General features: G+C 60.5%; 12 protein-coding genes and 2 pseudogenes. 8 read left to right on the top strand and 6 right to left on the bottom strand.

The window, feature by feature from the left end; all coding sequences use genetic code 11:
- Positions 1–4 precede the first annotated feature (4 nt).
- The 3 genes from fdnG to ACZ2IA_RS06645 all read right to left on the bottom strand — a co-directional run bounded on the left by fdnG (position 5) and on the right by ACZ2IA_RS06645 (position 6,817).
- A complete protein-coding gene (gene fdnG, locus ACZ2IA_RS06655) occupies positions 5–3,079 on the bottom strand; it encodes a formate dehydrogenase-N subunit alpha (protein WP_470291791.1) in 3,075 nt (1,024 codons plus the stop codon).
- A gap of 298 nt (positions 3,080–3,377) precedes the next feature.
- A complete protein-coding gene (locus ACZ2IA_RS06650) occupies positions 3,378–5,405 on the bottom strand; it encodes a sensor histidine kinase (RefSeq protein WP_470291790.1) in 2,028 nt (675 codons plus the stop codon).
- 8 nt (positions 5,406–5,413) lie between these two features.
- On the bottom strand, positions 5,414–6,817 hold the full coding sequence (locus tag ACZ2IA_RS06645) for a sigma-54-dependent transcriptional regulator (RefSeq protein WP_470291789.1): 1,404 nt from the start codon (positions 6,815–6,817) through the stop codon (positions 5,414–5,416).
- 495 nt (positions 6,818–7,312) lie between these two features.
- Between ACZ2IA_RS06645 and ACZ2IA_RS06640 the strand changes: the two genes are divergently transcribed.
- The 5 genes and pseudogenes from ACZ2IA_RS06640 to cydB all read left to right on the top strand — a co-directional run bounded on the left by ACZ2IA_RS06640 (position 7,313) and on the right by cydB (position 11,237).
- Complete coding sequence (locus ACZ2IA_RS06640; RefSeq protein ID WP_470291879.1) at positions 7,313–8,614, top strand: L-lactate MFS transporter; 1,302 nt, start codon at positions 7,313–7,315, stop codon at positions 8,612–8,614.
- Between the two features lie 81 nt (positions 8,615–8,695).
- Positions 8,696–8,818 (top strand): MFS transporter small subunit, encoded by a 123-nt coding sequence (locus ACZ2IA_RS06635; RefSeq protein WP_470291788.1) that lies wholly within the window; start codon positions 8,696–8,698, stop codon positions 8,816–8,818.
- 273 nt (positions 8,819–9,091) lie between these two features.
- Positions 9,092–9,280 carry a cytochrome ubiquinol oxidase subunit I gene (locus ACZ2IA_RS06630; RefSeq protein WP_470291787.1) on the top strand — a complete coding sequence of 63 codons (189 nt, stop codon included), beginning with the start codon at positions 9,092–9,094 and terminating at the stop codon, positions 9,278–9,280.
- A 61-nt stretch (positions 9,281–9,341) separates the two neighbouring features.
- Positions 9,342–10,519 (top strand): annotated as a pseudogene (locus ACZ2IA_RS06625) (cytochrome ubiquinol oxidase subunit I).
- Positions 10,520–10,532: 13 nt separating this feature from the next.
- Positions 10,533–11,237 carry a cytochrome d ubiquinol oxidase subunit II gene (gene cydB / locus ACZ2IA_RS06620; RefSeq protein ID WP_470291786.1) on the top strand — a complete coding sequence of 235 codons (705 nt, stop codon included), beginning with the start codon at positions 10,533–10,535 and terminating at the stop codon, positions 11,235–11,237.
- A 24-nt stretch (positions 11,238–11,261) separates the two neighbouring features.
- On the opposite strand, the gene ACZ2IA_RS06615 is transcribed toward cydB, so the two are convergent.
- On the bottom strand, positions 11,262–11,441 hold the full coding sequence (locus ACZ2IA_RS06615) for a helix-turn-helix domain-containing protein (protein WP_470291878.1): 180 nt from the start codon (positions 11,439–11,441) through the stop codon (positions 11,262–11,264).
- Between the two features lie 90 nt (positions 11,442–11,531).
- Here ACZ2IA_RS06615 and ACZ2IA_RS06610 point away from each other — a divergent pair, with 90 nt between their 5' ends.
- From ACZ2IA_RS06610 to ACZ2IA_RS06600, 3 genes are all read left to right on the top strand, one after another.
- Entirely contained in the window at positions 11,532–11,879 is a 348-nt protein-coding gene (locus ACZ2IA_RS06610) for a family 1 encapsulin nanocompartment shell protein (RefSeq protein ID WP_470291877.1), read from the top strand.
- 137 nt (positions 11,880–12,016) lie between these two features.
- Positions 12,017–14,776 carry an ATP-dependent Clp protease ATP-binding subunit gene (locus ACZ2IA_RS06605; RefSeq protein ID WP_470291785.1) on the top strand — a complete coding sequence of 920 codons (2,760 nt, stop codon included), beginning with the start codon at positions 12,017–12,019 and terminating at the stop codon, positions 14,774–14,776.
- A gap of 118 nt (positions 14,777–14,894) precedes the next feature.
- A complete protein-coding gene (locus tag ACZ2IA_RS06600) occupies positions 14,895–17,195 on the top strand; it encodes an FdhF/YdeP family oxidoreductase (RefSeq protein ID WP_470291784.1) in 2,301 nt (766 codons plus the stop codon).
- Between the two features lie 120 nt (positions 17,196–17,315).
- Here the strand turns inward: ACZ2IA_RS06600 and ACZ2IA_RS06595 are convergent.
- A pseudogene (locus ACZ2IA_RS06595) lies at positions 17,316–18,462 on the bottom strand (IS3 family transposase); the annotation flags it as partial.
- A 116-nt stretch (positions 18,463–18,578) separates the two neighbouring features.
- A complete protein-coding gene (locus tag ACZ2IA_RS06590; RefSeq protein WP_470291783.1) occupies positions 18,579–19,499 on the bottom strand; it encodes a bestrophin family protein in 921 nt (306 codons plus the stop codon).
- Positions 19,500–19,513 lie beyond the last annotated feature (14 nt).

Genomic DNA, 19,513 nt, shown 5'->3' with positions numbered 1-19,513 from the left:
CTCCTTATGCCTTTTCGACCTTGACGAGAAACGACTTGAATTCCGGCGTCTGCGTATTCCCGTCGCCCACGGAAGGCGTCAGCGTATTGACAAGATAGCCGGGCTGCGTGAGTCCCTTGAAGCCCCAGTGCAAGGGCAACCCGACCGTCTGGACTTTCTTCCCTTCGATCAGCAACGGCTTGATGCGCTTGGTCACGAGCGCGACAGCGATGATGTGCCCGCGCTTGGACGAAACCTTGACGCGATCCCCTGCGACCACGCCCACTTCCCTGGCCAGGTCCTCGCCGATCTCGACGAACTGCTGCGGCTGCACGATCGCGTTAAGGCGCGCGTGCTTGGTCCAGTAGTGGAAATGCTCGGTCAGGCGATAGGTCGTTGCCGTATGCGGGAACTCCTCGTGGGTGCCGAACGCGGCCCGATCGCCCGGGAACACGCGCGCCGCCGGATTGCTGACGACGGCCTTGTTGTCCGGATGCAGCGGGTTGTAGCCGAGCGGCGTCTCAAACGGCTCGTAATGCTCAGGGAACGGCCCTTCCGCCATGAGATCCCGCGAGAAGAAGCGCGCGACGCCCTCCGGATTCATGATGAACGGATTCATGCCGTTTTCCGGCGGTTCATCGACCTTGAAGTCGGGAATGTCCGCGCCACTCCACGTCTTGCCGTTCCAGGCAATGATCTTGCGGGTCGGATCGAACGGCTTGCCACTGACGTCGCACGACGCACGGTTGTACAGGATCCGCCGGTTCGCCGGCCAGGCCCACGCCCAGTTCGGCGTATTGCCGATGCCTGTCGGGTCGGAGTTGTCGCGACGGCCCATCTGGTTGCCCGCCTGGGTCCAGGAACCGCAGAAAATCCAGCACCCGCTCGCGGTGCTGCCATCATCCCGCAGTTGCGCGAAGCCCGATAGCTGCTCGCCCTTCTTCGCGAGCACTTTGGTTTTATCGGCTGGATCGGTCACGTCGGCCAGTGCCTTGCCGTTGTACTCCATGGCGAGTTCCTCAGGCGTCGGGCTTTCCGGATCGGCATACGGCCAGCTCATGTTGACGATCGGATCGGGGTACTTGCCGCCATGCTCCTTATAAGCCTTGCGGATGCGCAGCCAGAGCCCCGACATGATCTCCAGATCGCTGCGTGCTTCTCCAGGCGGCGCAGCGCCCTGCCAGTGCCATTGCAGCACGCGGCTGGAGCTGACCACCGAGCCGCGTTCTTCTGCGAAACACGTAGTCGGCAGACGGAAAACCTCCGTTTGAATCTTCGACGGATCGACGTCGTTGAACTCGCCGAAATTCTTCCAGAACTCCGACGTTTCGGTGGCGAGCGGATCCATGATGACGAGCCACTTCAGCTTGGCCAGACTCGCGCCGGTCTTCGCCTTGTTCGGCGCCGCGGCGAGCGGGTTGAAGCCCTGCGCGATGTAGCCGTTCATCTTGCCTTGGTTCATCAGCTCGAAGACCTGCAACAGGTCATACGGCTTGTCGAGTTTCGGCAGATAGTCGAAGCCGAAGTTGTTCTCGGCAGTCGCGTTATCGCCCCACCATGACTTCATGAAGCTGACATGGAACGCGCGATAGTTGCGCCAGTAGCTGAACTGATTCGGCCGCAGCGGCTGAGCCGCGCGTTTCTTGATGAAGCCTTCGAAATCCTGCTCGGCCTCGAGCGGCAAGGTCAGGTAGCCGGGCAGCATATTCGAGAGCAAACCGAGGTCGGTCAAACCCTGGATATTCGAGTGGCCGCGCAGCGCATTCATGCCACCGCCCGCAATGCCGATATTGCCGAGCAGCAGTTGCACCATCGCGCCGGTACGGATGATCTGCGCGCCCACCGAGTGATGCGTCCAGCCGAGCGCGTACAAGATCGTGCCAGCGCGCCCCGGGACCGCCGTCGATGCAAGCATCTCGCAGACCTTCAGGAATTTCTCCTTCGGCGTGCCGCAGATTTTTTCGACCTGCTCGGGCGTATAGCGGGCATAGTGCTGCTTCATCAGGTTATAGACACAGCGCGGGTGCTGCAGCGTCGGATCGACCTTCACAAAGCCGTCGTGACCGCGCTCGTAGTCCCACGAGCTCTTGTCGTACTTGCGCGTGTCCGCGTTGTAGCCCGAATAGAGCCCGTCCTTGAACGCGAAGTCTTCGCGAACGATGAATGGCATGTCCGTGTAATTCCTGACGTACTCGTGCTGGATCTTGTCGTGGGTAAGAAGATAGTTGATCACCCCGCCCAGGAACACGATGTCCGAACCGGTCCGGATCGGCGCGTAATAGTCCGCGACCGATGCCGTGCGCGTAAAGCGCGGATCGACCACGATCAACCTTGCCTTGCGATGCGCCTTTGCTTCCGTGACCCACTTGAAACCGCACGGGTGCGCCTCGGCCGCATTGCCGCCCATCACCAGAATCACATCCGCGTTCTTGATGTCGACCCAATGGTTCGTCATCGCTCCACGGCCAAACGTCGGGGCAAGACCTGCCACCGTCGGGCCGTGTCAGACACGTGCTTGATTATCGAACGCGAGCATGCCAAGACTGCGGACAGTCTTGTGCGTCAAGTATCCAACCTCATTGCTACCGGCCGATGCAGCAAGCATGCCGGTGGTCAGCCAACGGTTGACCCTCTTGCCGTCCGCCGTCGTCTCGACAAAATTGGCGTCGCGGTCTTCCTTCATCAGCTTGGCGATGCGGTCGAGCGCGTCTTCCCACGAAATCTGTTTCCATTCACTCGAGCCCGCCGCGCGATACTCCGGATACTTCAGGCGGCCCGGGCTGTGAATGAAGTCGATCAGGCTCGCGCCCTTGGGGCACAAGGTGCCGCGATTCACCGGATGATCCGGGTCTCCTTCAATGTGGATGATGCTGGACTTCGCGTTTTTGGCGTTGTCGCCCAGTCCGTACATCAGGATGCCGCAACCCACCGAACAGTACGTGCAGGTATTGCGGGTTTCCGTCGTGCGCGACAGCTTGTACTGACGAACTTCCGCCAACGCAGGGGTCGGCGAGAAGCCCATCAGGGCAAGACTCGATCCCGTGAGCGTGGTGGCGGAAACCTTCAAAAACTGTCGCCGGGATATCTTTGTCGTGGTCATGAATGGCCTCGGCTGTTTTTCTGGATAACTGACAAGGATTACTGGGGCTAGGTAATCGTCACGGAGGTCCATGCAGTCACCGCAAGACCGACACCTTGTGAGAAAAGATATCCAGCGGCGAACTTAAGGTAAATTCAGGAATTCTTTTCCTGGCTATAAGCAATCCCTTAAGTCGATGAGGCCGGGCGATCGGCAGGGCGCCTGCAGGTCAGATGCAGATTGCCCCGTACAAGGCACGCGTGGCACGACAGGTAGACGGAATGCGGTACCGGCCGCGCGAGCTGCCGCGCGATGGCGCTCAGGCCTGGGCCGCAACGGGCGGCGGCAAACCGTCCTCGCGCAGCCACACCACGAACTCGGCCCCCCGGCCGGGCACGCTTTCCACGGTGATGTGGCCCCCGTAGCGCTCCACCAGCGCATAGCTTATGGACAGGCCAAGGCCGGTTCCCATCTGCTTCTTGGTGGTGAAGAACGGATTGAAGACGTTGGGCAGGTCATCCTCGCAGATGCCGTGGCCGGTGTCGCGCACATGCAGCGTTACGCCGTGGCCCTCCCAGTCCCGCGTGGAGATCGTGAGCGTTCCGCCCTCCGGCATGGCGTGGATGGCATTGGTCAGCAGGTTGACGACCACCTGCTGCAGTTCGCTGCGGCTGATGCGCACGCGGCGCGTGGCCAGGCAGTCCAGCTTGATCCGGATCTCCGGCCCCTTCATCAAGTGTCGGATCAGATCCAGGCAACTGGCCGCGACTTCGCCCACCTCCAGCCTCTCCATATTTCCGGCGAACTCCTCTGGCCGGACGAACTGCAGCAGTCGGTTGGTCAGCAGGTAGATGCGCCGCACCTGTTCGTCGATCAGCCGCAGCTCGTGCCGGACCGGCCCTGCGGCCGGGCCCAGGATTTCGCGGGCCACGTCCAGGTTGCCCTGGATCACCGCGATCGGGTTGTTGATCTCATGGGCCACGCCGGCCATGAGCTGCCCCGCAACCGCCAGCTTCTCCGAGGTGATCAGCTGCTGCCGGGTCGCGCGCAGCTCGGCGTTTGCATCCTCCAGCTCACGCGTGCGCTCGGCGACCTTATGATCGAGCGAATCCGCCCATTGCTTCAGTTGGTCATTGCGCGCCTGCAACGCCGACAGCAACTCGTCAAACTGGCCGGCGAGCTGGCCCAGCTCGTCATGACTGTGCACCGGGCCTACCCGCGCATCGGGGTTGCCGGCCTTAAGCGCGTGCATGGTGCCAACCATCCCCGTCATCGGCTCGAACACGCGCCTGGCCCAAAGCAGGGCAAACAATGACCCCGACACGCCCAGCAGCAGGAACAGCCCCACCAGCACGCCAAAAGCCAGGTCCTTCATCTGACCGATGGGCTTGGCCAGATAGCCCACATACAGCATGCCGATGCGCTGGCCGCGGCTGTCCGCGATCGGCTCATAGGCGCTCATGTACCAGTCGTTGACCACGAAGGCCAGATCCAGCCATTTCTCGCCACGCAGCAGCACCTTGTCGCGCACCTCGCGGGAGACCCGCGTCCCCAGAGCGCGTTCGCCATGGAACAGCCGCACATTGGTGGCGATGCGCGTGTCGTCCAGGAACAGGGTCGCCGTGCCGCGGCTTCCACGAGGCAGGGATTCCGGCTGGTAGACCAGCGCGTTGATCGTGTCGATGAAGTCGAGGTTGTTGTTGAGCAGGGTGCCGCCGTGCAGGATCGCCACCAGCGCTCCCGTTTCATCGAATACCGGTGCCGCCGCGTGCACCACCATGCCGCGGCTTTCCAGCGTCCTGCCGGCAGGCGCCGCATTGGCGGTGGGGCGCAGCGCCACCTGCGCACGCCGGCCCAGTTCGCCGGAGATGCCGGCCAGTTGCGTGGCGGACCACGCGTCGGTAGAGGCATCGGCGCGGCCGGCCGCGGCGCTGGCGACCACGCGCCAGGTGGCGTAGTCCGTGCCTGCAGCATCGGCGGCGACGGGTGGTACAACGGCAACCAGCCGCCCCTGCGGGTCGAGAAGATGCAGGAAATCGAGCCCATGCCTACGCCTGGCTTCGAGCAGGATCGCCGGCATGGCGCCGCGGCGGGCCAGCCCGTCCACCAGCGCATGCGACCTGGCCTCCTGCAGGACATGGTCGCCCACGCCGCCGACCATATGCTCGAAGTACTCGTGGGCGACCAGCAGGTCGCTGTTGACCTTGTAGGCAAGCAAAGCCTGGAACGCGCGATTGCCCCATAGCGCCATCATCAGCAACAGCGCCAGCAGCGCCACCAGCAAGGGCGCGACCACGATGGACACAAGCTTGGCCCGCAGCGAGGCGCGATAGCGGCGCAGCAGCACTGCTGGGCTCAAGGACGCAGGCCCCACTGCAGGCACTTCCGGTCCAGCGTGCGGCGCGAGATGCCGAGCCGGCGCGCCGCTTCCGCGCGGTTGCCGCGCTCAGCCGCCAACACCTGCAGGATATGCCGCCGTTCGATCGTTTCCAGCAGCGTAGTTTCGTCAGCGTGCGTGGCCGCGCCCGGGCGGTCGTCATCGGGCAAGGCCGTGTCGGCCGGCGGCGCCGACTGCGCCAGGAACTCGACCGGGTATTCGCCAAGGATCAGGGCCCGCTCCACCAGGTTGCGCAATTCCCGCGCATTGCCCGGCCAGTCGTAGCCCCTGAGCAGACGGGCCAGCGAAGGCGACAGCGGCACCGTGGGCAGTCCGAGCTGGGCGGACAACTGCTCCGAGAAATGCTCGGCCAGCGGCACAATGTCTTCCGGCCGCGCACGCAACGGCGGAATCTCGATCGACACCACGTCGAGCCGGTAGAACAGGTCCTGGCGGAAGCGGCCGGCGGCGACCTCGTTGGCCAGGCTGCGGTTGCCGGCCGCGACGATGCGCACATCCACGGGGATCTCGCGCTCGGAACCGAGCGGCCGGATGCGCCGGTCCTCGATGACCCGCAGCAGCTTGGCCTGCATCGGCATCGGCAGCTCCGAGATTTCGTCCAGGAAGAGCGTGCCGCCGTCAGCATAGAGGAACAGGCCGTGGCGCGCCCCCGCTGCGCCGGTGAAGGCGCCCTTGGCGTGGCCGAACAGTTCGCTTTCGATGATCTCGGGTGCGATGGCGGCACAGTTCAGCGGCACGAACTGCCCCTGCCGCCCGCTGAGCCGATGCAGCTCACGCGCCACGACTTCCTTGCCGGTGCCGGACTCGCCCGTCACCAGCACGGTCGAAGGCATCGGTGCAACCCGTGCCACCAGCGCCATCACCTTCTTCATGGCTTCCGACTCGCCGATGAAGTGTTTGTGGACGGTGTACTTGTCCAGTTCCCGGCGCAGGATGTAGTTCTCGCGCGCCAGCCGGGTCCGGTCGAAGCAGCGCCGGATGGCGTTGAGCATCTGGTCCACGCGGAATGGCTTGACGATAAAGTCCGCTGCGCCCGAGCGCAGCGCCGCGATGGCCGTATCCATATCGGCGAAGGCGGTCATCAGGATGACATCGACGGGATTCCCGGCCGCGCGCAGCGCCTTGAGCCACTCCACCCCGCTGGTGCCGGGCAGCGCCACGTCGAGCAGGATCAGGTCGAAATGGCGCTGCTCCAGCAGCGCGGCGCCCGCTTCGGCGCTGTCGGCGGTCATCACGCTGTCCACCTTGCCTTCCAGCGCCCTGGACAGAAACGAGCGCATGCCTGCCTCGTCGTCCACCACCAGGATCGTACGGCGCTGCCAGTTGTCGGCATCGGTTGCGGCAGTTTGTCGTTCGGTCATCACTTTGGTTCTCCGGCCCGCTGCATGCGGGCCGGGCGCTCGCGATCGGCGCCCGCATGCCTGACCCGCCGCTCACGCAAGGATACAGGCCGGTCGGGGCAAAAGAAAAGTCTAGCGACAGTGCACTCGCCGGCTGATTGGGAGTAAACCGAGCCGGGCGACCGTTGCTGCTGCCGGAGATGGACAGTTTGTCCAGCAGCCGGGCCGCCGCCTGGACATTTTGTTCATCACCTGGCCCCACAGCGCCAGCAAAGCGTCGCAAGCGATTGAATGGAAACGGAATCCACCATGGGCACGGCTCTTGCTTATTCACGCGCACCAGTCCATCACGCCGGACAAGGGCTGCCACATAAAGATAGGAGACACGTCATGCCATATTCCGCGCAAGCGCAAGAGTCTTCGCAAAAGTCGCAAGCGTCGCTGCACACGCAATCTCGACCACCGTCGCCCTTTACCAAGGAGGCCATCACCGCCGGCCCGGGCTTCAACCGCTGGATGGTGCCGCCCGCCGCACTCGCGGTGCACCTGTGCATCGGCCAGGCCTATGCCTTCTCGGTCTTCAACGAGCCGCTGACCCGGATCCTCGGCGTCACCCGTTCCGCACCGGGCGACTGGCAACTGACCACGCTCGGCTGGGTGTTCTCGCTGGCGATCTTCTTTCTCGGCATCTCGGCCGCCTTTGCCGGCAAGTGGCTTGAGAAGGTCGGGCCCCGGCGCACCATGTTCACCGCTGCCTGCTGCTTCGGCGGCGGATTCCTGGTCTCGGCGCTGGGCATCTGGCTGCACCAGATCTGGCTGCTGTACCTGGGATACGGCGTGCTGGGTGGCATCGGGCTGGGCCTGGGCTACGTCTCGCCGGTCTCGACGCTGATCCGCTGGTTCCCGGACCGGCGCGGCATGGCCACCGGTCTAGCGATCATGGGCTTCGGCGGCGGCGCGATGATCGGCGCACCGCTGTCGGTCGCGCTGATGAACCACTTCAAAAGCGCGACCAGCGCAGGCGTCGCCGAGAGCTTCCTGGTCATGGGCGTGGTCTACTTCATCTCGATGTCGATCGGCGCGCTGGCCATCCGCATTCCCGCCCCGGGCTGGGTGCCCGCGGGCTACGTTCCCACCGCCAAGGCCAGCAAGATGGTCACGCAGGCCAACGTGCATATCGACCAGGCGCTGAAGACGCCGCAGTTCTATCTGCTCTGGCTGATCCTGTTCCTGAACATCACCGCCGGCATCGGCGTGCTGGGCCAGGCGGCCGTGATGATCCAAGAAACCTTCAAAGGCAGCATCACCGCCGCTGCAGCGGCCGGCTTTGTCGGGCTGCTCAGCATCGGCAACATGACCGGGCGCTTCCTGTGGAGTTCCGCCAGCGACTACTTCGGCCGCAAGGCGACCTACGCCATCTTCTTCGTCTTCGGTGCCGCGCTCTACCTTGCCGTGCCCGCCATCGGCGCATCCGGCAACGTGGCCCTGTTCGTGGCCTGCTACTTCCTGATCCTGACCATGTATGGCGGCGGCTTCAGCACCATTCCGGCCTACCTGGCGGACATGTTCGGCACCGCCTTCGTCGGTGGCATCCATGGCCGCCTGCTGACCGCCTGGGCGGCTGCCGGCATCGCAGGCCCGGCGCTGGTGAATTACATCCGGGAGTACAAGCTGGCGATGGGCGTGCCCAGGTCCGAGGTCTACGTCGATACCCTGCACATCATGGCAGGCCTGCTGGTGGCGGGTTTCGTCTGCAACCTGCTGATCCGGCCGGTGCATGCGCGGCACCATCTGCGCGAAGTGACCAGCGCAGCCTGAACGCCGGCCGGATGACAGGCGGCCACCGCCCACCAGCGTCCGGCATCCGTTCCCTCCCGCCAACACACAGGAAACCTAACCATGCACAACGACCGCACTTTCGGCAAGACCATGCTGCTGCTCGCGTTCTGGGCCTACGTGCTCATCCCGCTGGGAGCGGGCATCTGGTCTACCCTCGGAAAGGCCATGAAACTGTTCGCCTGAGCGTGCGCCTTGGTCGTCCGCTGCATCCCGCTGGCTCGGTCCCCGAAGCGGGTTCCGGATCGTCGATGCAGCGGGATCCATCCATGACTGGGATCCTGCGCCATCTGTATTGGTTCAAGGCACCTGGCAAGCGCTTCTTCCGGCTCCGCAAACTGAGCTTTAGCGGCTCAGCAAGAACTGTATCCTTCGCGGGCAGGCTGTAATCCCTACGCTTGTCCGTAGTGTCGCGCGACACGCCGTCGTGCCGGCGGCAACCCCACGGAGAGCACATCGATGCACGGACTCACAGCGCCGGAACTCGCTCGAATCCAGTTCGGATTCACGGTTTCCTTTCACATCCTCTTTCCTGCCATCATGATCGGGCTGGCATGTTTCCTGGCCTTCCTGGAAGCGCGCTGGCTGCGGACCAAGACACTGGGTACAGGACCCTGTACCAGTTCTGGGTCAAGATCTTCGCCCTGAACTTCGATATGAGGGTCGTTTCCGACCTGGTCATGGCCTATGAGTCCGCACCAACTGGTCAATCTTCTCCCAGTTTGCCGGCGGCATTACGGGCCCGCTGCTGACCTACGAGGTGCTGACCGCCTTCTTCCTGGAAGCGGGTTTCCTCGGCGTCATGCTGTTCGGCTGGAACCGCATCGGGCCTAGGCTGCACTTCTTCGCCACGGTGATGGTGGCGCTCGGCACCATCATTTCCTCCACCTGGATCCTGGCTTCCAATAGCTGGATGCATACGCCAGCGGGCTACGCCATCGTTGCCGGCAAAGTGGTGCCGACCGACTGGCTTGCTGTGATCTTCAACCCCTCGTTCCCCTACCGCCTCACGCACATGGTCATCGCCGCGCTGCTGTCCACGGCACTGTTCGTGGCTGCATCCTCGGCCGGGCAGTACCCGCTGCCAAGAAGATGCTGTCGATGGCCCTGTGGATGGCGCTGGTCACGGCGCCGCTGCAAGCGGTGGTGGGTGACGCCCACGGCCTGAACACGCTCGAGCACCAGCCCGCCAAGATCGCGGCGCTGGAGGGGCACTGGAACACCACCGCCGAGGACGGCAAGGGCGGGTTCCCGTTGATCGTCTTCGGCATCCCGGATATGGAACGCGAGGAAACGCGCTACGCCATCAAGATCCCGCGCCTGGGCAGCCTGATCCTCACGCACAGCCTTGACGGCCAGATCCGCGGCCTGAAGGACTTCCCCAAAGAGGACCGCCCCAATGCCACTGTGCTGTTTTTCACCTTCCGCACGATGGTTGGCCTGGGCGTGCTGATGATCCTGTTCGGCGTGCTGGAATGGGTGCTGCGCCGCAATGGCGCCGTGTACCGGTCCCGGGCATTCCTGCGGCTTGCCGTCCTGATGGGCCCCACCGGCCTGATCGCGCTACTTGCCGGCTGGATGACCACCGAGATCGGCCGCCAGCCCTGGATCGTCTACGGCCTGCTGCGCACCCGTGATGCCGTTTCCGCACATGAGGCGGGACCGGTCGCGCTGTCGCTGGCCCTGCTCGTGGTGGTCTATTTCATCTTCATCGTCTTCGGCGTGGGCATCCGCTACATGCTCAAGCTGGCGAGCGCCGGCCCCACCGTCGACGCGCACGAAGAGCCGCAGCCCTACGGGCCGGGCAGTGTCGGCGCCGTTCCTGCCGCCATCACCGCGGCTTTCGCATCCAACGCCATGGCCCCGCACGGCCAGCACAAATCCTGAACAGGTGATCACCATGGGCATCAATCTTCCTGTTATCTGGGCTGGCCTGATCTTCTTCGGCGTGATGATGTACGTCATCATGGACGGCTTCGACCTCGGCATCGGCATCCTTTTCCCCTTCGTCGGCGACCGCTATGACCGCGACGTCATGATGAATACCGATGCACCGGTCTGGGATGGCAACGAGACCTGGCTGGTGCTCGGCGGGGCAGCGCTGCTCGGCGCCTTCCCGCTGGCCTACTCGGTCCTGCTCAGCGCGTTCTACCTGCCGCTGATGCTGATGCTGCTCGGCCTGATCTTCCGCGGCGTGGCCTTCGAGTTCCGCTTCAAAGCTAGCGACCGCAGCCGCCCCTACTGGGACAAGGCCTTCACGTGGGGCTCGGTGGCCGCCGCCTTCTTCCAGGGCGTGACGCTGGGCACTTATATCGACGGCATTGCCATGCAAGGCACCACCTATGCCGGCGGCGCCCTCGACTGGCTGGCGCCGTTCCCGATCTTCACGGGCGTGGGCGTGGTGATCACCTACCAGGCCGTTGAAATAGTCGCTTATTTCTTCCCAAACCCACTTCGTTTTGAACAAAGTTGGTTGAATCAAGCGGCCAGAAGCCAGATTGGGCGGCTATTTTCCCGGGTTATTGTGTTTCCCGCCGAGTTTCCGGCGGTTTTGGACGCAATTCGCCCTATACATGCGATCCGCCCCAGCAGCCGGATAGGCTGATCGTTGGCACCGGAGCAATGGTCTTCAGCCAGTTCTCCCCAGCGCTCGTACAATGCTGATCAATGACTTCAGTGTCGAGCCGTGGCCACCTTCCAAGTTCTTGACTGCACGCAAGCTGATACCAGCCCTTTCAGCCAGAGTTTTCTGATCTACGTTTTGAAGAAGTCGCAATGATCGTATTCGTTCACCTAAGGCCGCTTCCATCTCAGCTAATATTTGAAAGCTGCTCATCAGACACAAGCTCCTCTGTCTAGCCAAGGTAATTAGCTACAAAAGCCCTATTTAGGGCTGTAAATCGCGTTACCTGCCGACATCGGCAACTATCCAGATGCAATAAGCAACGCGCTTGAGATGTTGCGATTCGCAGGCGTCGACGGCCCCTATTCCGTGCTGCTTGGCGCTGACGCGTACACCGCGCTCGGCGAAGCGCGCGACTACGGTTATCCGGTCATCGAACATATTAAAAAAATCATCAACGGCGAGATAATTTGGGCCCCGGCAATTGATGGGGGTAGCGTACTGTCGATGCGTGGCGGAGACTTCGAGTTGCACCTTGGAGATGACCTATCGATCGGCTATGTTAGCCATACGGACAAGGTCGTGCGGCTCTATCTGCGAGAAACACTTACATTCTTGATGTAAACGAGCGAAGCATCTGTTTCAGTGGCAATGTCATAAAAACAGACGATCAATAAGTGCATTAGCATTATCAAGCCACGAGCGTTCCAACTCCTAACTCTTGGAAATGCGAGCGCCTTAACTGATGGAGTTACTCCGCCATGTCCACCCTCTGCGATATTTGCAATGCCCGTCCCGCTGTCGCACGCGTAACAGTGATGCAAGGCGGCCAGCGCAAGTCGATCTCAATCTGCGACTACCACTACCGCCAATTAATGCGGCATCAAAACATGCTCAATCCATTCGACTCCCTGCTGAGCGGTGGAAGCGGCCTGTCGCGCTTCTTGAGCGGCTTCGGCGACGAAGAGACGGGTTTCTCCGCCGAGGTGCCGCGCGAATCCGTCGATGCGACCGACGCATTCAGCGAGCAGACGCTCGAATTGCTGCAGCGTGCGGCGGAAAAAGCACACGAGTTGCGGCGCAGCGAACTGGATACCGAGCATCTGTTGTATGTGCTCGCCGACACCGACGTGTGCGCGGCGCTCCTGAAGGAGCTGAAACTCTCGCCGCAGGACATCAAGGGCTATATCGACGCGCACGCGCAAATCGGCACCGCCGACCCGAGCGCGCAGATCGATAAGATGACCATCTCACCACGCCTGAAGAAGGCCTTTCAGTTTGCATTCCAAGCGTCACACGATCTCGGTCACTCGTATGTTGGGCCTGAGCATCTGCTGATCGGCCTCGCGGCGGTGCCGGAAAGCATCGCAGGCACGCTCCTGAAGAAGTACGGCGCGACACCCGAGGCACTACGCCAGAAGGTCGTAAAGGTGGTCGGCAAGGGCGCGGAGGACGGTCGCGTCGAGGCCTCGACCGGCACCCCCAACCTCGACAAGTTCGGCAGAGATCTCACCGCGATGGCGCGCCAGGGCAAGCTCGACCCAGTTCTCGGTCGCGCGCAGGAAATCGAGAGCACGATCGAGGTGCTCGCCCGACGCAAGAAGAACAACCCTGTGCTGATCGGTGAACCCGGCGTCGGCAAGACGGCGATCGTCGAGGGACTCGCACAACGCATCGTCAACGGCGACGTGCCGGAAGTGTTGCGCGGCAAGCGACTCGTTGAAGTGAACATCAATTCGATGATCGCGGGTGCGAAATATCGCGGCGAATTCGAGGAGCGAGCAAAGCAGCTGATCGACGAGGTCACAGCGAAGCAAGACGAACTGATCCTGTTCATTGACGAGCTGCATACGATCGTTGGCGCGGGACAGGGCGGCGGTGAGGGTGGCCTCGACATCGCAAACGTACTTAAGCCCGCACTCGCTCGCGGCGAGCTGAGTCTGATCGGCGCTACAACGCTCAACGAGTATCAGAAATACATCGAAAAAGACGCTGCACTCGAGCGACGCTTCCAGCCAGTGCTCGTGCCCGAGCCGACGGTCGAACAGACCATTGTTATTTTGCGCGGTCTACGCGACAAGCTCGAGGCGCACCATCAAGTGACCTTTACCGACGAAGCGTTCGTTGCGGCCGCTGAATTCGCAGATCGTTACATCACATCGCGCTTTCTGCCCGACAAGGCCATCGATCTTATCGACCAGGCAGCGGCGCGGGTTCGGATTAGTTCGACATTGCGGCCTGCCGATATCCAGGAGTTGGAGGCGGAAATCGCGCAGCTTAAGCGTGAGCAGGACTATGCATCGTCGCGTAAGCGTTTCGATGAAGCGAAAAACTTCGAGGAACGCATCAGTGAGAAGCAAAAGCACCTAGATGAGCTGACTGAGGCTTGGCAACGCAAGACCGGATCGGAAACGCTCGAAGTGACAGTGGCGTCGGTGGCGGAAGTCGTATCGCGCCTCACCGGCATTCCGGTCGCAGAACTCACGCAGGAGGAACGCCAGAAGCTACTCAAGATGGAGGAGCAGCTGCGCGAGCGCGTGGTCGGCCAGAACGATGCCGTGGTCGCGGTGAGCGATGCCGTGCGGCTCTCGCGAGCGGGGCTCGGCGAGGAGCATAGGCCGATCGCAACATTCCTGTTCCTCGGGCCCACCGGGGTCGGCAAGACCGAACTCGCGAAGGCCCTCGCCGAAACCGTTTTCGGCGATGAGCAGGCGATTATCCGCATCGACATGTCCGAATACATGGAGCGGCACGCAGTCGCGCGCTTGATCGGCGCACCACCCGGCTACGTCGGTTATGAGGAGGGCGGTCAGTTGACCGAACGTGTGAGGCGCCGCCCCTATAGCGTGATCCTGCTCGACGAAATCGAGAAGGCTCACCCGGACGTGTACAACGTGCTGCTGCAGGTGTTTGACGACGGGCGGCTCACCGACGGGAAAGGACGCGTGGTCGACTTCAGCAACACGATTCTGATCGCGACCAGTAACCTCGGCGCCGCCATCATCATGGACAACCTCACGCAGCCCGAGGCTGAGCGCAAGACCGACAAGGCGATCCGCGAGGAACTGATGCAGGTGCTCAAAGGGCACTTCCGTCCCGAGTTTCTAAACCGGATCGACGAGATCATCGTGTTCAACGCGCTCTCGAAGGAGAACATTCGCGCAATCGTGCAGATCCAGCTCGATCGCGTGATACGCACCGCGGCGGCACAGGACATCACCCTCACAATCGGCGATTCGCTCGCCGAGCACCTAGTCGAGGCCGGCTATCAACCCGAGTTCGGCGCGCGCGAATTGAAACGCCAGATACGCCAAGAAGTCGAAACGCGGCTCGCGAAAGAGATTCTCAGCGATGCCCTGAAACCGGGCGATAGTGTTGAGATTGACTACGATAAGGAAAGCGGCGAAGTAAAGTTCAACAAAGTGTCGGACCCTCCTGAGGAGGTGAAGGACGGCAAAGCCACGTTGGGCATGCCGTCTGAGGAGAAGGATTCCGAGCGCTCTAGTGGATCCGAGTCTTGAGGCAACGGAGTGCGCAAGATCCTGAAGAAAGCTCTGAATAGTCGAAGTTGTCCGTAAATTTAAGCCGCCATGCGGCGTAACCCAAGCAAGCCAGCACCCAGGGCTCCTGGGGCGGTTCATGGAGATCAACATGGCTACTCGACGCGAAGTGCCCGGTATCAGGCCGTATGACGCACCTGCAGGGGGCTGGGGAGCGCTTCGAGCGACAGCTCAAGCGGTCCATGAACAAATGGACAGCTTCAAGGCCCCTATCACGCTGCTTCGGACCAACCAGCCTGACGGCTTCGATTGCCCTGGGTGCGCTTGGCCAGACAAGGAACACAGGTCGACATTCCAGTTCTGCGAAAACGGTGCTAAGGCGGTCACCTGGGAAGCGACAAACAAACGGGTGACTCCAGAGTTTTTCGCGAACAACACCGTATCGTCACTGCTCAAGCTGTCTGATTATGAACTGGAGGATATGGGCCGGCTTACCCATCCGCTTGTCTACGACCGTGCCACTGACACGTTCCGAGCGGTGGAGTGGGACGCGGCATTCGCTCGGATTGGGCAGATCCTTCGCGGACTGTCACCCGACCAAGCCGAGTTCTATACGTCCGGCAGGGCGTCGAACGAGGCCGCCTACCTCTACCAGTTGTTCGCACGGGAATACGGCACGAACAATTTCCCGGATTGTTCGAACATGTGCCACGAGCCGACCAGTGTCGGCTTGCCGCAGTCGATCGGTATTGGCAAGGGCACGGTGTCACTGGATGACTTCGACAGCTGTGAACTCATCATCGCAATCGGCCACAACCCCGGGACAAATCACCCTCGGATGATGGGAACGCTCCATGAAGCAGCACGACGTGGCGTCCAGATCTTTGTGTTCAATCCGCTTCGCGAGCGCGCACTCGAACGATTTGCGGACCCGCAAAACTGGCTTGAGATGGCCACTTACGGCTCGACCAAAATCGCCTCAACTTATTATCAGGTCGACGGTGGAGGAGACGCGGCCGCCCTCATAGGCATAATGAAGGCGCTCTTGGCTATGGATGCCGAACAGGGTGGTAACGTTCTAGATCATCAGTTTATCAAAACGCATACTGAAGGTTTCGACGCATTTGCTGCGGGTGTGGAATCAACGACGTGGGAGGATATTGAAAAAGCAAGCGGGCTCAGTCAAGCAGATCTGGAGCAAGTCGCAATTGCCTATGCAAAATCGAATGCGACCATTATCTCTTATGGCATGGGCATCACCCAGCATAACAAAGGTACAGCAAATGTCCGCCTGATTGCTGATTTGTTGTTATTGCGCGGCAACTTTGGCAAGCCCGGCGCTGGCATCTGTCCATTGCGCGGCCATTCCAATGTGCAGGGGAATAGGACGGTCGGCATCACCGAAAAACCGTCGGACAGCTTCCTCAAGCAGATTGAGGATGTATTCGGGTTCAAGCCACCCCAGAATCACGGCCACGATTCTGTCCAGGCCATGCAGGCGATGATCGACGGCTCGGCCAAAGCCTTGTTTTGCCTGGGCGGGAACTTCGCGGTGGCGCTACCGGATCCCGAGCAGTCCTTCCCCGCGATGGCGAAGCTCGATCTGAGCGTCCACATCGGCACCAAGCTCAATCGTACGCACCTGCTGGTGGCGAAAGAAACGTACGTGTTCCCTTGTCTGGGGCGCACGGAGCTTGATATGCAAGCGAGCGGACCGCAATCCATAACAGTCGAGGACTCGATGTCGATGGTCCACGCATCGGCAGGAAAAATGACGCCAGCATCAGAGCAGTTGCGTTCCGAGCCGGCAATCGTCGCCGGTATCGCGAATGCGACATTGCCGAACAGTAAGGTGGCATGGTTAGACTTGATTTCTGACTATGACAAGATCCGCGACCTGATCGATAAGACCATCCCAGGATTCGAAGCCTTCAATGAACGCATCAGAACGCCAGGGGGATTCCGCCTCCCGCTTCCGCCGACAGAACGCAAGTGGCCAACGGCCACAGGAAAAGCGATGTTCTCAGTGTACGGAGGAGTAAAAGAAGATGCAGACGTCCTCGGTGGTGAAAATGTTCTGCGCCTCATAACGCTTCGCAGCCACGATCAATACAACACCACTATCTATGCACTGGATGATCGTTATCGGGGCGTATTTGGACGACGTGACATTCTATTCATGAACGAAGCAGATCTTGCCGCACGTGGACTCGAACATGGAGATCTGGTCGACATCGAGACGGTCGAGACGATCGTATCGGGAAGACAACTTCGCCTAGAGAAGATCACTGCGATTGCCTACAATATCGCACAAGGTTCGGTGGGGGCGTACTATCCGGAAGCGAACGTTCTGATACCACTCGATTATATTGACAAGGAGAGTGGCACACCTTCTTACAAGTCTGTTCCTGTTCGTGTGGAGCGCTCTAAAGGTAGCTAGAGCTTTGTAGCTAATTTGGCCGAAGTATGAGCACTCGGGCTGCGAGGGGGGGAGCTCCCTCGCAGTACCTGTTGAACACGCCTGCACCAATTCCCTACCTGAATCGCCCCGGGCTTTCCAGACACCCGCGAGCGGTTGGTAATATTGCTTTTCAAACTCGACCGGCGATAGCCCATTGGCGGAGCCATGCCGGCGTCTCGGGTTATAAACAGCTCGATGTAATCGAAGATGTCCCGTCGAGCCGCTTCCCGGTCAATATAGGTTTTGCGCTTGATACGCTCCCGTTTCAGCAGCTGAAAGAAGCTCTCCGCCACCGCATTGTCATGGCAGTTGCCCCGTCGGCTCATGCTGGGCACCAACCGGTGTGCTTTCAGGAAGTCCTGCCAGTCGTAGCTACTAAATTGACTACCTTGGTCCGAATGCACCAAGACCTCCCGTTTCGGCTGTCGTCGCTATACCGCCATCAACAGCGCGTTCAGCACCAGTTCCCGATCAATACGCGATTGCATTGACCAGCCAATCACTTGACGCGAGAACAGATCGAGTACCACTGCTAGGTACAGCCAGCCTTCATGCGTCCGGATATAAGTGATGTCCGTCACCCAGGCCCGGTTCGGCTCATTCACCACAAACTGGCGCTGCAGCCGATTAGGCGCCACCACAGCGGGTCGACCACGACTATGGCCGGGGCGGCGTCGGTAGCCCGTTTGTGAGCGAAGTCCTTCCTGTTGCATCAGCCGAGCCACACGGTGTTTGCCACACAGCGCCCCTAACGCCATTAGGTCAGCGTGAATCTTGCGGTAGCCATAGACCCCGCCGCTTTCCAGCCAGGATTGCTTGATGTGCCCCAGTAGCCGTTGGTCCTCACGGACCCGGTTTGAGAGCGGCGCCTTTCGCCATGCGTAGTAGCCGCTCGGATGAACGGTCATCACGCGGCACAGGCGCCGGATGGGGTGTTGATGTTCGTGAGCCTTGATGAAGGCATACCTTACCCGGACTCCTTGGCAAAGTATGCGGCGGCCTTTTTTAGGATGTCGCGCTCTTCCGTGACACGCTTGAGTTCGGCCTTCAGGCGCCGTATCTCGGCCTGTGGGTCAACCTGGAGCGAATGGACCTTGGCGGGCTCTCCACCGTAACGCTTTAGCCATTGATACAAGCTGTGGGTCAAAACGCCCAGCCGAGTGGCAACTTCAGTTACCGGATGACCGCGCTCGGTGACCTGCTTGACGGCTTCCGTCTTGAATTCTTCGGGGAAACGCTTGCTCATGGCACCTCCTGTTGGGCCTCAGTGTGAGGCTCACGAGGTGTCTAGGAAAGTGAGGGCGATTCAGAGCGAATAGCGGGACTGCCGACGGCACCATAGCAGATTCCAGCGCACACCATCTACGTCAATTGATAGGGACGCTCTGGTACAGTTTCCTCCGGAATTTCTCGATCACACAGCTCAAGGATTGAGCGCTCAATGGTACGAGCCATGGCATCGAGCGCTAGTGCGTTGGGGGCGAGACCAAAGGGCTCGGCGACTTCGTTTGCAATCGCCTCCAGCGCAATCAGCGTATAGGCGATGAAAACACACAAAAGTGGCGTGAAAAATTCTGTCGAATCAACAAGACCAAACGGGAGCAATACGCAATAAGCATAAGCCGTTCGATGAAGTAACACGCTATAAGCAAAAGGGATTGGCGTAGAGACGATCCGTTCGCACCCTCCGACTGTCTTACCCAATTCGTTGATCTGAGCATCAAACATCCAGCGAGTGGTATCCGAAATCTGCCCGCAAGCTTGTAAGTCCACAAGACTACTGCGGATATCATTGAGAATAGCTATTGGCTTGTAGCACTTGTGACGTAATATTTCCGCCCGCTCTGCCCCTAGAAAACGAATAAGATCCTGAGTTGGGTCAGTCTTGCGCAATTGATGCTTTAATGCGTAGGAAAATGCAATAAGGGTATTGGTCAAGTAGATTCGTTCTGACTTATCAACATTCGCAGGGATATAACACAAGAACTGCGAAGTCAGCGCACGCGAAGAAATAAGCAAGCTACCCCATAGTTGTCTCGCTTCTGTAAATCGGGCATAGCTAGCATTATTTCGGAACGCAAGAAAGATCGCAAGAGCCAAGCCAAATAACGTAAAAGGAGCCGTACTGAGCGGAATCTTCTCACCAAAAATTCGACCATGAGTCAGCACAGCCAAGATACTGACAGCTGTAATAAATGTCAACTGAGGAATAATTGATTGTAAAACCGAACCATTCCACACAAAAAGCATCCAGAACCAGTTTTGCCGCGGCCTTACAATCATGACAATCTCATAAT

The organism is Crenobacter sp. CS_VA4, from assembly GCF_055597485.1.
Note: the sequence above shows the minus strand (reverse complement) of the source record. Positions and strands in the feature narration are given on the sequence as shown.

What these genes read in the sequence shown, in the direction of transcription:
- ACZ2IA_RS06590 (WP_470291783.1), bottom strand. Translation starts at nt 19,499, where the DNA reads ATGATTGTAAGGCCGCGGCAAAACTGGTTCTGGATGCTTTTTGTGTGG.
- ACZ2IA_RS06615 (WP_470291878.1), bottom strand. Translation starts at nt 11,441, where the DNA reads ATGGAAGCGGCCTTAGGTGAACGAATACGATCATTGCGACTTCTTCAA.
- ACZ2IA_RS06635 (WP_470291788.1), top strand. Translation starts at nt 8,696, where the DNA reads ATGCACAACGACCGCACTTTCGGCAAGACCATGCTGCTGCTCGCGTTC.
- ACZ2IA_RS06630 (WP_470291787.1), top strand. Translation starts at nt 9,092, where the DNA reads ATGCACGGACTCACAGCGCCGGAACTCGCTCGAATCCAGTTCGGATTC.
- ACZ2IA_RS06600 (WP_470291784.1), top strand. Translation starts at nt 14,895, where the DNA reads ATGGAGATCAACATGGCTACTCGACGCGAAGTGCCCGGTATCAGGCCG.
- ACZ2IA_RS06640 (WP_470291879.1), top strand. Translation starts at nt 7,313, where the DNA reads ATGGTGCCGCCCGCCGCACTCGCGGTGCACCTGTGCATCGGCCAGGCC.
- ACZ2IA_RS06645 (WP_470291789.1), bottom strand. Translation starts at nt 6,817, where the DNA reads ATGACCGAACGACAAACTGCCGCAACCGATGCCGACAACTGGCAGCGC.
- ACZ2IA_RS06605 (WP_470291785.1), top strand. Translation starts at nt 12,017, where the DNA reads ATGTCCACCCTCTGCGATATTTGCAATGCCCGTCCCGCTGTCGCACGC.
- cydB (WP_470291786.1), top strand. Translation starts at nt 10,533, where the DNA reads ATGGGCATCAATCTTCCTGTTATCTGGGCTGGCCTGATCTTCTTCGGC.